This window comes from Nocardioides dongkuii, assembly GCF_014127485.1.
In the GTDB taxonomy this organism is placed as follows: domain Bacteria; phylum Actinomycetota; class Actinomycetes; order Propionibacteriales; family Nocardioidaceae; genus Nocardioides; species Nocardioides dongkuii.
Genome location: NZ_CP059903.1, coordinates 3,595,030 through 3,608,597 on the forward strand (window position 1 = coordinate 3,595,030; position 13,568 = coordinate 3,608,597).

The 13,568-nt window shown below is 74.8% G+C and carries 16 protein-coding genes; 7 read left to right on the plus strand and 9 right to left on the minus strand.

Features of this window, described 5'->3' with window-relative positions:
* Nucleotides 1-48 precede the first annotated feature (48 nt).
* The 3 genes from H4O22_RS17385 (at nt 49) to H4O22_RS17395 (ending at nt 2,428) form a co-directional block, all read left to right on the plus strand.
* Entirely contained in the window at nt 49-717 is a 669-nt protein-coding gene (locus H4O22_RS17385) for a TetR/AcrR family transcriptional regulator (protein WP_182524584.1), read from the plus strand.
* A 67-nt stretch (nt 718-784) separates the two neighbouring features.
* Entirely contained in the window at nt 785-1,633 is an 849-nt protein-coding gene (locus tag H4O22_RS17390) for an oxygenase MpaB family protein (protein ID WP_182524585.1), read from the plus strand.
* Nucleotides 1,634-1,735: 102 nt separating this feature from the next.
* Complete coding sequence (locus H4O22_RS17395) at nt 1,736-2,428, plus strand: MSCRAMM family protein (protein ID WP_182524586.1); 693 nt, start codon at nt 1,736-1,738, stop codon at nt 2,426-2,428.
* 17 nt (nt 2,429-2,445) lie between these two features.
* On the opposite strand, the gene H4O22_RS17400 is transcribed toward H4O22_RS17395, so the two are convergent.
* Nucleotides 2,446-2,820 (minus strand): nuclear transport factor 2 family protein, encoded by a 375-nt coding sequence (locus tag H4O22_RS17400; RefSeq protein WP_182524587.1) that lies wholly within the window; start codon nt 2,818-2,820, stop codon nt 2,446-2,448.
* Nucleotides 2,821-2,884: 64 nt separating this feature from the next.
* Here H4O22_RS17400 and H4O22_RS17405 point away from each other — a divergent pair, with 64 nt between their 5' ends.
* From H4O22_RS17405 to H4O22_RS17415, 3 genes are all read left to right on the plus strand, one after another.
* Nucleotides 2,885-3,493, plus strand: coding sequence for an HD domain-containing protein (locus H4O22_RS17405; RefSeq protein WP_182524588.1), 609 nt, complete (start codon nt 2,885-2,887; stop codon nt 3,491-3,493).
* Nucleotides 3,490-4,803: an 8-oxoguanine deaminase gene (locus H4O22_RS17410; protein ID WP_244963007.1), complete on the plus strand. Its 1,314-nt coding sequence runs from the start codon at nt 3,490-3,492 to the stop codon at nt 4,801-4,803. Before H4O22_RS17405 ends, H4O22_RS17410 begins: the two co-directional genes overlap by 4 nt.
* Before the next feature lie 286 nt (nt 4,804-5,089).
* The gene (locus H4O22_RS17415) at nt 5,090-6,343 is read left to right on the plus strand and encodes an HNH endonuclease signature motif containing protein (protein WP_182524589.1); all 1,254 of its coding nucleotides are present in this window, start codon (nt 5,090-5,092) and stop codon (nt 6,341-6,343) included.
* A gap of 199 nt (nt 6,344-6,542) precedes the next feature.
* Here H4O22_RS17415 and H4O22_RS17420 read toward each other — a convergent pair whose 3' ends face one another.
* The 5 genes from H4O22_RS17420 to H4O22_RS17440 are packed head-to-tail and all read right to left on the minus strand — an operon-like array spanning nt 6,543 to nt 8,918.
* Nucleotides 6,543-6,809, minus strand: a complete 267-nt coding sequence (locus H4O22_RS17420) for a DUF4031 domain-containing protein (protein ID WP_182524590.1) — start codon at nt 6,807-6,809, stop codon at nt 6,543-6,545.
* Nucleotides 6,806-7,528, minus strand: coding sequence for a copper homeostasis protein CutC (locus H4O22_RS17425; RefSeq protein WP_182524591.1), 723 nt, complete (start codon nt 7,526-7,528; stop codon nt 6,806-6,808). Before H4O22_RS17425 ends, H4O22_RS17420 begins: the two co-directional genes overlap by 4 nt.
* Before the next feature lie 25 nt (nt 7,529-7,553).
* Nucleotides 7,554-7,820 carry a hypothetical protein gene (locus H4O22_RS17430; protein ID WP_182524592.1) on the minus strand — a complete coding sequence of 89 codons (267 nt, stop codon included), beginning with the start codon at nt 7,818-7,820 and terminating at the stop codon, nt 7,554-7,556.
* Nucleotides 7,817-8,560 carry a hypothetical protein gene (locus tag H4O22_RS17435; protein WP_182524593.1) on the minus strand — a complete coding sequence of 248 codons (744 nt, stop codon included), beginning with the start codon at nt 8,558-8,560 and terminating at the stop codon, nt 7,817-7,819. Before H4O22_RS17435 ends, H4O22_RS17430 begins: the two co-directional genes overlap by 4 nt.
* A 1-nt stretch (nt 8,561) precedes the next feature.
* Complete coding sequence (locus tag H4O22_RS17440; RefSeq protein ID WP_182524594.1) at nt 8,562-8,918, minus strand: hypothetical protein; 357 nt, start codon at nt 8,916-8,918, stop codon at nt 8,562-8,564.
* Nucleotides 8,919-9,011: 93 nt separating this feature from the next.
* On the opposite strand from H4O22_RS17440, the gene H4O22_RS17445 reads away from it, so the two are divergent.
* Nucleotides 9,012-9,350, plus strand: coding sequence for a hypothetical protein (locus H4O22_RS17445; RefSeq protein WP_182524595.1), 339 nt, complete (start codon nt 9,012-9,014; stop codon nt 9,348-9,350).
* 2 nt (nt 9,351-9,352) lie between these two features.
* Here H4O22_RS17445 and H4O22_RS17450 read toward each other — a convergent pair whose 3' ends face one another.
* The 3 genes from H4O22_RS17450 to H4O22_RS17460 all read right to left on the minus strand — a co-directional run bounded on the left by H4O22_RS17450 (nt 9,353) and on the right by H4O22_RS17460 (nt 13,470).
* Nucleotides 9,353-10,072: a GntR family transcriptional regulator gene (locus tag H4O22_RS17450; RefSeq protein ID WP_244963008.1), complete on the minus strand. Its 720-nt coding sequence runs from the start codon at nt 10,070-10,072 to the stop codon at nt 9,353-9,355.
* An 82-nt stretch (nt 10,073-10,154) separates the two neighbouring features.
* Complete coding sequence (locus tag H4O22_RS17455; RefSeq protein ID WP_182524596.1) at nt 10,155-12,698, minus strand: ABC transporter permease; 2,544 nt, start codon at nt 12,696-12,698, stop codon at nt 10,155-10,157.
* Nucleotides 12,699-12,711: 13 nt separating this feature from the next.
* Entirely contained in the window at nt 12,712-13,470 is a 759-nt protein-coding gene (locus H4O22_RS17460) for an ABC transporter ATP-binding protein (RefSeq protein ID WP_182524597.1), read from the minus strand.
* Nucleotides 13,471-13,568: the final 98 nt, after the last annotated feature.

The following is a 13,568-nucleotide window of genomic DNA, read 5'->3' on the forward strand; positions in this document are numbered from 1 at the left end:
GGTGCTCTCTTAAGTGACTGGTGATCTGCGACGTGCGATGCTCGGGGCGTGCCCGACGGACAGACGCCCCGCCAGCTCGCCCGCGCCGCGAACATCGAGCGGATCAAGGAGCTCGCCCTGCGGCAGCTCGCGAGCGAGGGCGCGACCTCGCTGTCGCTGCGCGCGATCGCCCGGGAGCTGAACCTCGTCTCGAGCGCGATCTACCGCTACTACCCCAGCCGCGACGAGCTGATCACCGCGCTGATCCTGGACGCGTACGCCGACCTGGCCGACGCCCTGGAGGCGGCCGGCGGGACCCGCCGCTCCCCCCGTCGCCGGTGGGCCGACACCTGCGACGGCCTGCGCGCCTGGGCGGTCGCGCAGCCGCACCGGTTCGCGCTGGTCTACGGCTCCGCCATCCCGGGGTACGCCGCGCCGGCCGACACGATCGCGCCCGCCGCCCGGGTCGTCCGGGCCCTGGCCGCTCCCGTCGTGGACGGCGCACCGGCGCCCCGCCCCGGGCTGCCGCGCCCGCTCCGGCGGCAGCTCGACGCGGTCACGGCGGAGCTCGACCTGCCCCTCGAGCAGGCCGGCACCCTGCGCCTGGTCGGCGCGTTCGCGCGGCTCGTCGGGCTGCTCACGCTGGAGCTGAACGGCCACTTCGTCGGCGGGTTCGAGCCCGCCGACGCGCTCTATGCCGCGCTCGTCGAGGACGAGGCCGACGCCCTGGGGCTGTGAGCCAGCCCCGCCGGGAGCCGCCCGGAGCCGCCCGGCCGACGACCACCACCGCCGTACCGTCAAGGGCATGGCTGACCTGCGGAGCATGCTGGGCGAGGCGATCTTCACGCGCGTCGCCGGACCGGAGGGCGCGCGGCACCGCGACCGCATCCACGGCCGCCCGGGACCGCGCCTCTTCGAGCCCGGCAGCCCGATCACGCGGGTGCACGGCGACGCCTCGATGTTCGTCGGCGGCATCCGCGCGCTGCTCATGCAGACCCTGCACCCGGCGGCGATGCGCGGGGTCGCGGAGCACTCCGGCTACCGCGGCGACATGTGGGGCCGGCTCGCCCGCACCAGCACCTTCCTCGCGACCACGACCTTCGGGCACGCCGAGGACGCCGAGCAGGCGATCGCCGTCGTCCGCCGCATCCACGAGCGGGTCACCGGCACGATGCCCGACGGCACGCCGTACGCCGCCACCGACCCGCACCTGCTCACCTGGGTGCACCTCGCCGAGGTGGACAGCTTCCTGCGCGCCCACACCGTGTACGGCGCGGAGCCGCTGACCCCCGCCGAGCGCGACGAGTACGTCGCCCAGGTCGGCGAGGTCGCCCGCCGGCTCGGCGCCGTCGACGTGCCGAGCACCGAGGCCGAGCTGGACGCGGCGCTCGCGGCGTACCGCCCGGAGCTGCGCGGCACGCCGGAGGCGCGCGAGGCGGTCCGCTACCTGATGCTCCGCCCGCCGCTGCCGCTGGCCGCGCGGGCGCCGTACGGCGTGCTGGTCGCCGCCGCGGTCGGGCTGATGCCGGCGTGGACGCGGCTGCCGCTGCGGCTGCCGTGGCTCCCCGTCTCCGAGCGCACGGTCGTGCGCGGCCTGGGCACCGCCGCGACCGGCACGATCCGGTGGGCGATGAGCCCGCCGGCGGTTTCTTGAGCGGTTCCTGACCGAACTGCGCATCCGCTCTTGACGGTCGGTGCCTAGCGTCGCCCGCATCGGGGCGACCTGCGCCCCGCTGGAGCACGTCGGGGGAACGCCATGCAGACGACGCAGCGCGGGACGGTCAGGGGCACGGTGCACGCGCCGGGACCCTGCGTCGTGCAGGTCCGGTGGTACGCCGCGGACGGGCGCTGCCTGGGCCGCAGGCGGGTCTACGCCGGCCCGTTCCGGCTGGTCCTCCCCGTCGGGCGGTACTTCCTGGAGGTCGCGGACGAGCGGGCCGCCTCCGACCCGTCCCGCGTCGAGACGGCCGTCGTCGCGATCGTGGTGCGCGACGAGTACGTCGCCGAGGTCGACGTCCGCCTGACCCGCGACACCGCCGCCTCCCCCGCCCGCCCGCAGCGTCCCGCGCCGCGCCCCTGCGGGGTGCTGGAGTGCCGGGTGGTCGACGGCGCCGACCCGACGCGCCCGCTCTCCGGTGCCCGGCTGCGGCTGCTCGACCGGCACGGCCGCCTCGTGGCCCGCGCGCGCTCGGACGCCGGGGGCCGCGTCGCGTTCGAGGGCCTGGCGTCCGCCGCCGACCTCGAGCTCGTGGTGCGCCCGGCGCCGGCGAGCCACGACCACCTCGCGCACCGCCGGGGTGGGATCACCGTGGCCGACGGCCAGTGGCACGACCTGGGCGACCTGGCGCTGGCGGTCGACGACCGCCCGCAGCGCGCGCCGCGGCTGCGGTCGGCCACGGCGCAGTACGGGTCGAACGCCGCGGTGATGCTGGCCCGGACCCGGGTCTGAGCCGACCCGGGGCAGCGTCAGCCGGCGACCATGTCCTCGCCGCTCCAGAAGGCCCGCATCGTGGTGATCCGGCCGTCGTCGTCGAAGGTCATCGCGTCGAAGGGCGCCAGCGTGTAGGTCGCCCCGTCGGCCTTGGTGACGATCTCGAAGTGGAAGACCGCCTCGCCGCCGGCGATCCGCAGCGCGACCAGCCGGGTCTCCATCTCGAGGCCCTCGAGGTTTCCGTAGAACGCCGCGATCTGCTCGCGCGTGGTGAGCACGTCGCTGCCGACCGGGTCCTCGACCGTCGCGCCCTCGGCGTACAGGTCGACGATCTCCGCCGCGGTGCCGGAGCCCACCAGGGCGACGTACCGCTCGACGACCTCGCGGATCCGCTCGTTGGTCGCTGCCATGTCGTCCCCATTTCTGTAACAGGTTCTCGTTCCGCGACACGGTAGCGCTTGGTTGAATGGGCGGGTGGACCTCTCCGACAGATGGCCCCTCCCCGACGCCCCCGACCTCCGTGACCGGCTGCTCGCGGCGTACGCCGGGCCGACCCGCGGCTACCACGACACCGAGCACCTGACCGAGGTGCTCGACCGGCTCGACGAGCTGACCGCCGCCGGCACGCCGTACGACCCGGCGCCGGTGCGGCTCGCGGCCTGGTTCCACGACGCGGTGTACGACGGCGACCGAGACGACGAGGAGCGCTCCGCGGCCTGGGCCGAGGACGCGCTGCGCGGCCTGGTCGGCGACCGGGTGGTCGCGGAGGTCGCCCGGCTGGTGCGGCTGACCGGGACCCACCGCCCCGACGACGACGACCCGCACGGCTGCGCGCTGTCCGACGCCGACCTGGCGATCCTCGCGGCGCCGCCCGAGCGGTACGCCGCCTACACCGCGGCCGTCCGCCGCGAGTACGCCCACCTCGACGACGCGGCGTTCCGCACCGGGCGCGCGCAGGTGCTCGGCGCGCTGGGCGGCAAGGTCCACCTGTTCCACACGCCGTACGCCCGCGAGCGCTGGGAGGCCGCGGCCCGCGCCAACCTCGAGCGCGAGCTCGGCGAGCTCGGCGGACCGGGCCGGTGACGCGCACCGTCCTGCGCGGGGCACGGTGGCCCGGCGACGTCGCGATGGCGGACGGCCGGATCGTCGCTGTGGGGTCGGTGCCCGCCGCGGACGGCGACGTCGTCGTCGACTGCTCCGGCGACCTGCTGACCCCCGGCCTGGTCAACACCCACCACCACTTCTACCAGTGGCTGACCCGCGGCTGGGCGGTCGACAGCACCCTCTTCGGCTGGCTGCAGACGCTCTACCCGGTGTGGGCGCGGCTCTCGCCGGAGGACGTCGAGGCGGCCGCGGCGGTGGCGCTCGCCGAGCTGGCGCTCTCGGGGTGCACGACCGCGGCCGACCACCACTACCTGGTGCCCGGGGGCGACGACTCGGTCTTCGACGCGATCGCGGCGGCGGCCCGGCTGGTCGGGATCCGCACCCACGTGGCCCGCGGGTCGATGGACCTTGGCGAGAGCCGCGGCGGCCTGCCCCCGGACTCGGTGGTCGAGGACCTCGACGCGATCCTGGCCTCGACCGAGGCGGTGCACGCGCGGCTCCACGACGGCGAGACGCTGTTCGTCACCGCCGCCCCGTGCAGCCCGTTCAGCGTGAGCCAGCGGCTGATGCGGGAGTCCGCCGACCTCGCCCGCCGGCTCGGGATCCGGCTGCACACCCACCTCGCCGAGACCCTCGACGAGGAGCGGGACTCCCTCGCCCGGTTCGGCAAGCGCCCCGTGGAGCTGCTCGACGACCTGGGCTGGATCGACTCCGACGTGTGGGTGGCCCACGGGATCCACCTCTCCGACCGCGAGGTCCAGCGACTCGCGGAGGCCCGCACCGGCGTGGCGCACTGCCCCTCGAGCAACTCCCGCCTCGGCGCCGGGATCGCCCGGGTCCGCGACCTGGTGGACGCCGGCGCCCCCGTCGGCCTCGGCGTCGACGGCGTCGCCTCCAACGAGATCGGCACCCTGCAGCCCGAGCTGCGGATGGCGCTCTTCCTGGCCCGCCAGCGCGCCGGCGACCCGACGGCGTTCGGCCCGGCCGACGCGCTCGCCCTGGGCACGTCGGGCGGCGCCGCGTGCCTGGGCCGCACCGACATCGGGCGGCTGGAGGTCGGGCTCCGCGCGGACGTGGTCGTCTGGCCCGGCGACGACGTCGCCGACGTCCTCGACCCCCTGGCGGCGCTGGTCCTCGGCCCAGAGCGGTCCGCGCGCCACGTGTACGTCGGCGGCGTGCCGGTCGTCGCCGACGGCCACCTGGTCGGCGCCGACCTGGCCTCCCTGCGCGCCGACCTGACCCGCCGGGCGCGCCGGCTCTGGCCGGACTCCTCGACCCCCGGTGGTTGAGCAACGAGGAGCGGCGACGCCCCCGTTCCGGGCAGAGAATCTGGGCTATCGAGTCACCGTGGAGCGCGCCGCCGGTGGTTGAGCAGCGAAGGCGCCCCGGCGCCTGAGCGTTGTCGAAACCCGGTGAGCGAAGGCAGGGCCTCGATCGATGACCGGTACGGCGTCCACAGCTCCGGATCAGGCCTGTGGAGGAGCCGATTCTTCGTGACCGAGTCGTGACCTGAGCACCCGGCGGAAAGGGGCGTTCGGGACCTGGACTGTCGGTGGTGACGGCTTCGATAGAGGTATGTCAGCAGCCACCGTCGCAGGGATCCACCCGGTCACCGGGCTGGTCGCGCGCACCGCTGACAACGTCGCCGCGATGAGGGATGCGTGGCTGGTCTCCATGGACGCCGCCGCCGCCGGTGCCGCGTTGGTCGAGCTGAACCGGTTGCAGTCCGAGCTCACCGAGCTCCAGGCCCGGGTCGCGGTCCGCGCCCAGCAGGCCGGCACCGCCGAGACCACCGGTGCCACCTCGCTGGCGAACTGGCTCGCGGTCACCACCCGGCAGTCCCGCACTTCGACCCACCGGTTCATGCGGCTGGCCGAGTCCCTGGATCGCGACGTGTTCGAGCCGGTCCGGGTGGCGCTGTCCGAGGGCAGGGTCAACCCCGACCAGGCGCTGGTGATCACCGACGCCGTCGATGCACTCCCCGACGAGGTCGAGCCCGAGACCCGCGACCGTGCCGTCGACGTGCTGCTCGCGGAGGCCGGCCACCACGACCCGGTCGCGCTACGCCGCCTCGGCAAGCGACTCCTCGACGTGGTGGCCCCGGAGGTCGGTGAGGCGCACGAGGCGAAGGTCGTCGAGGCCGAAGAGGAGCGCGCCCGTGCGCACACCCGGTTGACGATGACCGACGACGGCCACGGCATCACCCACGGCCGGTTCCAGCTCCCCACCGCCCAAGCGCAGATGCTGAAGAAGGCGTTGCACGCGATCGCCGCACCCAAAGCCCAGACCGCCCGTCACGGGACGCTGCCCGTGCGGCGCCCGGGTCCGGAGCGGATGGGGCAGGCGCTGTGTGAGCTCATCGAGCGGATCCCCGCCAACGTGCTTCCTGCGGCCGGTGGGGTGAACGCCACCGCGGCGGTGCTGATGAGCCTGGAGACCTTCTGCGGGGGCCACGGCGTCGCGCACCTCGACACCGGCGCGACCATCTCCGCCGGCCAAGCCCGCCGGTTGGCGTGTGAGGCCGGGATCATCCCCGCCGTCCTCGGCGGACCCAGCCAGGTCCTCGACCTGGGCCGCACCCGCCGGTTCCACACCAAGTCCCAGAGGATCGCCATCGCGATCCGCGACGGGAGCTGCACCGCCGAAGACTGCGACTGGCCACCCGGCATGTGCCACGCCCACCACGACCCGGCCTGGACCCAGGGCGGGGTCACCGACATCGACCACGCCCGACTCCTCTGCCCCCAGCATCACGCACGCGCCCACGACCCGGCGTACACCACCACCTGCCGACCCGACGGGAAGATCACCTTCCACCGGCGCACGTAGACCGACCGACAGATCACCGTCACTTCGTGGGCTGCGGGGGCCTCGACACGCTCGCTCACCGGTACGACGACGCCCGTCGCCGTGCTTGAGCGTCGTCGAAACCCCGTGAGCCGAGAACCAGCCTCAACCAAGGCCCCGCGCCCCTCGCCCGGTCTCGACCCCGGGACTTCGTCCCTGCTGGACCACCGGTGGTCCACCCTCAGCGGGGGCGCGGCTTGCGGCGGCGCAGGCCGGCGGCGATCAGCCGGGCGACCAGCTCGCGGGAGCTGACCGGCCGCGCGCCGGCGGCCAGCACGTCGTCGTACCACTCGGCGGGCACGTCGTAGTGGTCGCGGTCGAAGCCGCGCTCGGGGATGCCGAGGGTGCGGGCGAAGGCGTGCAGCTCGTCGTAGGACGCGTCGCTGGCGAGGTGCGACCAGAGCCGGCCGTGCCCGGCGGCGTTGGGCGGGTCGATGAGGATCGTCACCGGTCGCCCTGCAGCCGGGCCGACGAGTCGTCGAGGAGCCGCCGCCACGAGCGGACGTGGCCGGCCTCGACATAGGAGCGGTACGACGCCCCGGGCCGCGCCTGCACGCCGAGGTGGACCTGGCGCACGCCCGCACGCAGCAGCCACGGCACGTGCTCGGCGAGCAGCCCGCCGCCGGGCAGCAGCAGGCGGGCGACCGCGGGGTCGGCCGTGGCGTGCGCGAGCAGGTCGTCGTACCCGACCTCGATGCCGCGCGGCGAGCCCGCCGAGCGCACGCCGACCAGGCCGGGCAGGTCGAGCACCCGACGCCAGGACCGGGCCGGGTCGAGGGCGTGGTCGAAGGCGCCGTGGAAGGTCCAGGGCACGCCCGGCAGCCGCTCCGCGAGGTGGCGGCAGACCTGGGTGTCGATCTCGAGGTCGCTGTCGAGGAAGCCCCACGAGAGCCCCGCGGCGCCGACGGCGAGGTAGGTCTCGGCGAGCCCGACCAACCGGGCCAGCTCGCCTCCGGTGGTCGTCCACCCGTCGCTGAGCCGGAGCAGCACGAAGACCGGGACGTCGCTCTCCCGGCAGACCGCCGAGACCAGCGCGGGCTCCGGCGAGGTCGACGTGGCCGGGCCGGGCACGCCCGCGACCAGGTGCAGCCGGTCGGCCCCGCCCTCCAGGGCGCCCGGGACGTCGCGCTGCTGCAGCGTCGTCACCTCGAGGAGCACCTCGCCCATGGGGAGAGGCTAAGGGAGAGCCGGCTCAGCCGTGGCCGGTTGCGGCGCGGCGGACGTCGCCCGCGACGTGGACGATGGCCCGCTGCACCAGGCGCACCCCCTCGGGCCCCGCCGCCGCCGGGTCGCGCCAGAGGCCGTCGGGGTCGCGGGGCGCGTCCTCGCCCGCGACCGCGACCAGCGCGGCCCGGACGGCCGGGTCGACCGGCGCCGCGCGGGTGGCCGCCGCGGCCCGCTCGGTGACGGCCTCGACCCGCTCGAGGAGCGCGTCGAGCCGGGCGCCGGTGGCGCTCACGGCCGCAGCAGCGCGGGCAGCTCGGCGAAGAGCTCGAGCCGCTCCCGCTGCTCGCCCACCCAGTCGCTCACCGTCGCGTGCAGCTCGCGGAGCGTGTCGACCAGCTCCAGCACCCGGCGTACGTCGTCGATAATGTCGGTGATCGCGTCGAGCCCCTGGGTCAGCACCTCGAGCGCGAAGACCCCCCACCCGACGGGCCCGCCGACCTTGCTCAGGATCCGCCGGGCCAGCCGGACCAGGGTCTTGCCGAGCTCGACGACCAGCTTCTCGACCCGGATGCCGACGGCCTCGGACACCCGGGCCACCTCGTCGAGGACGACGGACCCCCGGGCGACGACCTCGCCGGCGCCGCGCGCCGCCAGGCCGAGCGCCCCGAGGCGCAGGAGGTACGCCGCGGCGGCGCGGCCGCCCCAGTCGGGCTCGGTGGCGAGCCCGAGCCGCAGCACGTTGTCGCTCCAGGTGCCGAGCGCGTCACGGACGTCGTGGCAGGCCGCGGCGTTCTGCCGGATCGCCGGGTAGTCGCCGGTGAGCGGCAGGATCAGCAGCTCCTCGAGGCTGCCCTCGGGCAGCCGGCGCAGCCCGGCGCCGGCCTCGTTGACGGCGTCGATGCCGCGGTTGACGACGTCGCGCATCGTGGAGAACGCGTCGTCCCAGGCGGTGAACGTCGCGTCGTGCCGGAGCTGGGCGTCGCCCCGCCCGGGCTCCTCGAGCCGGATCTCGGCCAGGACCGGGACGCCCATCTCAGCCCACCGCCCGGGTGGCCCCGGTGAGCGCCGCCGAGGCGCCCGCGGCGGCCCCGTCGGAGGACGCGAGCGCCCGCTCGGCGAGGACCACGCCCGCACGCACCTCGGCCCACTGCTCGGCGAGCTCGCGGCCCGCGCTCTCGAAGGCCCAGGCGACCAGGTCCATCGCCTCGGCGAGCGGCCGGAGCAGGCAGACCGGGCTCGGCTCGAAGCCCCGCCGGCTGGCCACCCAGGTCGTCGCGTGCCGCACCACCTGGTCGGCCTGCGCCCCCACCTCGTCCATCACCCCCGGCAGCCGCCGCAGGTCGTCCCACCGCTCCACCCACACCTCTGCACCGACCGCTGCACCGCTCATCGACGACCTCCCGAGACCGCGGCCACCCCCTGCGGCCGGTGCCCGACGCGTGCCCGGCGGAGCCTTCTCTTGAAACACCCGCACAATGGGACTGTGGACAACGTGCTGCTGCTCAACGCCAGAGCTCGGGTCCTGGCCGACCTCCAGTCCCGCGGGGCCGCGACCCCCGCCGCGGTCAGCGCGCTCGAGGACGCCGTCTCGGCCCGCAAGTGGTGGGCCGAGCAGTGGCCCGAGGGCGAGGTGTACGTCGCGGGCCTGGTCGCCCAGGACGTCCAGGACGCGCTGCTGGAGATCGAGTGCCGCTGGCCGCTCTGCCTGACCTGCGAGGGCGAGCCCCACGCGCTCTACATCCAGCCGGACCTGGGCGGTCCCGACCCGGTCTGGGTCTGCGAGGAGACCGGCGAGCCGGTGGCCGCGCTGGGGATGCTGTAGCCCTAGCCGTCCTGGCCGAGCTGCACCCAGAGGGTGAACCGGTCGGCGCGGTAGACGGTGCGGGAGACCTCGACGACCTTCTCGCCGGCGATCGCGCGGCGGGAGTGGCGCAGCACGGCGGTGCCGGGCTCGATCTCGAGCAGCGTGCACTCGTCCGGCGTGGCCATGTCGGCGTTGATGGAGTCCTCCGCCCACGAGGGACGCAGGCCGCGCGCGTCGAGCGCGTCGTACAGGCTGGTGGGCATGCCGCTCTGCAGGAAGCCGGGCAGCAGCACCTCGTTGAGGTAGGCGTCCTCGAGGCACATCGGGGTGCCGTCGGCGCGGCGCAGCCGGCGCCAGTGGATGACGGCGTCGCCCTCGGTGAGGCTCAGCGCCCGGGCCACGCCCGGACCGGCCTGCTCGCGGCGGGCGAGCAGCGTCTGGGACTCCGCGAGCAGGTTGCGGCGCGCCATCTCCTCGGTGAAGCTCGTGATCCGGCTGGCGGTACGGCGCGGTCGCGCGACGAAGGTGCCGCGGCCGGGGATCCGCTCGAGCAGCCCCTCGACGACCAGGGCGTCCATGGCCTGCCGGACCGTCATCCGGGCGACCCCGAAGCGGTGGACCAGCTCGCGCTCGGAGGGGGCCGGCGCCCCGGGCAGGCTGCCCGTGACCAGGGAGCGGACGTACTCGCGCACCTGCACGTGCTTGAGTGCGCGTCCGTCCGGCACCATGACTTCCTCCACGTCAAGGAGCGTAGATGGACTAGACACCTGGTGACAGGGAAATCACAGAACTTGCGTTTTTCCAGAGGTGGGGGCCCGCCCGTCACTCCGTCGCGATGGCGCGGAGCACGTCGAGCCGGGCCGCGCGGCGGGCGGGCAGCACGGCGGCGAGCACCCCGACGGCCACCGACAGGACCAGGAAGACGGCGAGCTGGCCGACCGGCACGCTGATCACCTCCAGGCCCTCGTCGCGCACGGCCCGCATCAGCACCACGCCGAAGACCACGCCCAGCACGACTCCGAGGACCGCCCCGAGCACGGCGATGACCACCGACTCCAGGGTGATCATCCAGCGCAGCTGCCGACGGGAGAGCCCGACGGCGCGCAGCAGGCCCACCTCGCGGGTCCGCTCGATCACCGAGAGCGCGAGGGTGTTGACGATGCCGAGCACCGCGATCAGCAGCGCCAGCGCGAGCAGCGCGAAGATCAGCAGCACGAACTGGTCGATCGGCTCGCGCTGCTCCTCGGCGAACTCGCGCTGGTCCTTGACCGTGACGATCGGCAGGTCGGCGATCGCCGCCTCGAGCCGCTCGCCCACCCCGGCCGAGGACTCGTCGACGTCGATGATCAGCGCGTTGTCCTTGTCCTGCGCGCCGGTGGCCAGCAGCGTGTCGACGGTCGTGAGGATCGGGAAGAACACCACCGGGTTGTCCTCGTAGACGCCGACGACCTCCCACTCCTCGGGGCCGGTCGGCATCTCGATCGCCAGCCGGTCGCCGACCGCGAGGCCCTCGTCCTCGGCGTACGACTCCTGGACCAGCACGGTGCCGTCGCGCAGGTCCTCGACCGCGCCGTCGACGGCGGAGAGCTCCAGGAACGCGGCGCCCTCGGGGTCGGTGCCGGTGACGCCCTGCGGCTCGCCGTCCACCATGCCGCCGGTGAGCCGCTGCCGGACCACCTGGTCCACGCCCTCGACCGCGGCCATCCGGTCGGCGATCGCCGGCGAGAACGAGCCGGCGACGACGTTGCTCACGACGTAGTCGCCGACGAAGTTCTCCTCCACCGACCGGTCCACCGACGCCTTCGCCGAGTCGCCGACGATCGCCATCGTGCAGGCCAGGGTCAGGCCGATCATCAGCGCCGACGCGGTCGCGGTGGTACGCCGGGGGTTGCGCAGCGCGTTCTGCCCGGCGAGGTTGCCGACGGTGCCGAACAGCCGCGCGTACACCGCCCGCGCCAGGGCCAGGAACGGCCGGCTGATCACCGGGCTCGCAGCGGCGACGCCGAGCAGGACGGCGAGCACCCCGGCCCCGACGAACCAGCCTCCGCGCGGCACCTCGACGACGCCGCCGAGGCCCAGGACCAGCGCCACGGCCCCGGCGACCACGAGCACGACGCCCGCCTGCAGCCGCCGGTGGATGGAGGACTCCGGCAGCACCACGTCGTCGCGCAGCGCCTGCACCGGGGCGATCCGGGTGGTGCGCAGCGCGGGCAGCAGCGCGGCGGCCATGGTGACCAGCACGCCGATCAGGTACGCCGCCAGGACGGTGCGCGGCTCGAAGACCAGCGGCTGCCCGGACAGGTCGAGCCCGATCCGCCCGAAGACCACGCGCAGCGCGACGGCCAGCAGCACGCCGAGCCCCAGGCCGAGGGTCGAGCCGAGCAGGCCGAGCACCAGCGCCTCGAGCTGCACCGAGCCGACGACCTGGCGCTGCGAGGCCCCCAGCGCCCGGAGCAGGGCGAGCTCGCGGCTGCGCTGGGCCACCAGGATCGAGAAGGTGTTGACGATGAGGAACGCGCCGACCACCAGCGAGATCCCGGCGAAGATCAGCAGGAACGTGGTGAGGAACGAGATCGCCTCCAGCAGGTCGGAGGCGGCCTCGTCGGCGGCGTCGTCGCCGGTCACCGCCTCGAACCCGTCGGGCAGCCGGTCGGCCACCCGGTCGCGCAGCTCCTCCTGCGAGACGCCGTCCTCGGCGGTGACCCACACGTCGTGGTAGACGTCCTCGCCCTCGAGAAAGAGGTCCTGCGCGGTGGCGGTGTCGAACGACGCGAGGGTCGCGCCGTTCAGCGAGCCGCCGGAGGGGAAGTCGGCGATGCCGACCAGGGTGGGGTCCAGCTCCACCCGGCTGCCGGCCGTGTTCAGCCGGACCCGGTCGCCCACGGCGTACCCGGCCTGCTCGGCGGTGGCCGCGTCGAGCACGACCTCGTCGGCCCCGGCGGGCTCGCGGCCCTCGGTGATGACCATGCCCTCGAGCCCGTGACCGGCGGGCGCGTCGGTCCAGTTGCCGCCCAGGGACGGCGGGCCGAACCCGCCGACCACCTTGCCGTCCCCGTCGATCACCACGACGTTCTGCGCCTCGACGTTGCCGTCGGCCCGGGCGGCGCCCTCGACGTCCGCCAACCGGTCCACCAGGTCGGCGGGGACCGTGAGCGTGGAGACGTCCCCCATCGACGTGGCCGCGCCCTCGGGCTGGACGACGACGTCGCCGACGGTGGAGGCGAACAGCGCGGTGAAGCTGCGGTTCAGGGTGTCGGAGAAGACCAGGGTGCCGGCGACGAACGCGACGCCCAGGACGATCGCGAAGGTGCTCATCAGCAGGCGCACCTTGCGCCCCAGCAGGCTCTTGAGGGCGGCGCGGAGCACTAGACCCCGCCCCTCACGCGTCGCTCATCCGGCTCATCACCTCGAGCACCTGCTCGCGGGTCGGGCGGCGCAGCTCGTCGACGAGGCGGCCGTCGGCGAGGAACACGACCCGGTCGGTGTACGACGCCGCGACCGGGTCGTGGGTCACCATCACGATCGTCTGGCCGGCATCGGCGCTGCGGCGCAGCAGGCCGAGCACCTCGGCCCCGGAGCGGGAGTCGAGGTTCCCCGTGGGCTCGTCGGCGAAGACGATCCGGGGCCGGCCCACCAGCGCCCGGGCCACCGCGACCCGCTGCTGCTGACCGCCCGAGAGCTCCTGCGGCGTGTGGCGCAGCCGGTCGCCGATGCCGACGTCGGCGACCACGGAGTCGAACCAGTCCCGGTCGGGACGGCGACCCGCGATCGCGAGCGGCAGCAGGATGTTCTCCTCGGCGGTGAGGGTCGGGACCAGGTTGAAGGACTGGAACACGAAGCCGACCTCGTCGCGCCGCAGGCGGGTCAGCGCCTTGTCGTCGAGCCGGGTGAGCTCCTCCTCGCCGACGAACACCTCCCCGGAGTCGGCGGTGTCCAGCGCCGCCAGGCAGTGCATCAGGGTGGACTTGCCCGACCCGCTCGGCCCCATCACCGCGGTGAACTCGCCCGCGAGCACGTCGAGGGTCACCCCGTCGAGCGCGCGCACCTGCGCCGGGCCGGTGCCGTAGGTCTTGACCAGGCCGCGCACCCGGCACGCGACCGTGCCGGTGCTGGTGCCGGCGGTGGGCGTCTCGCTCATGCCCCGATGCTCCCGTGCGGGGTGAAACCGGCGCCACCGGAACGTCCCCTGAGCCGACCCCGGGGCCGGACCGCGACACCCCTCGGGGTGTCCGACCT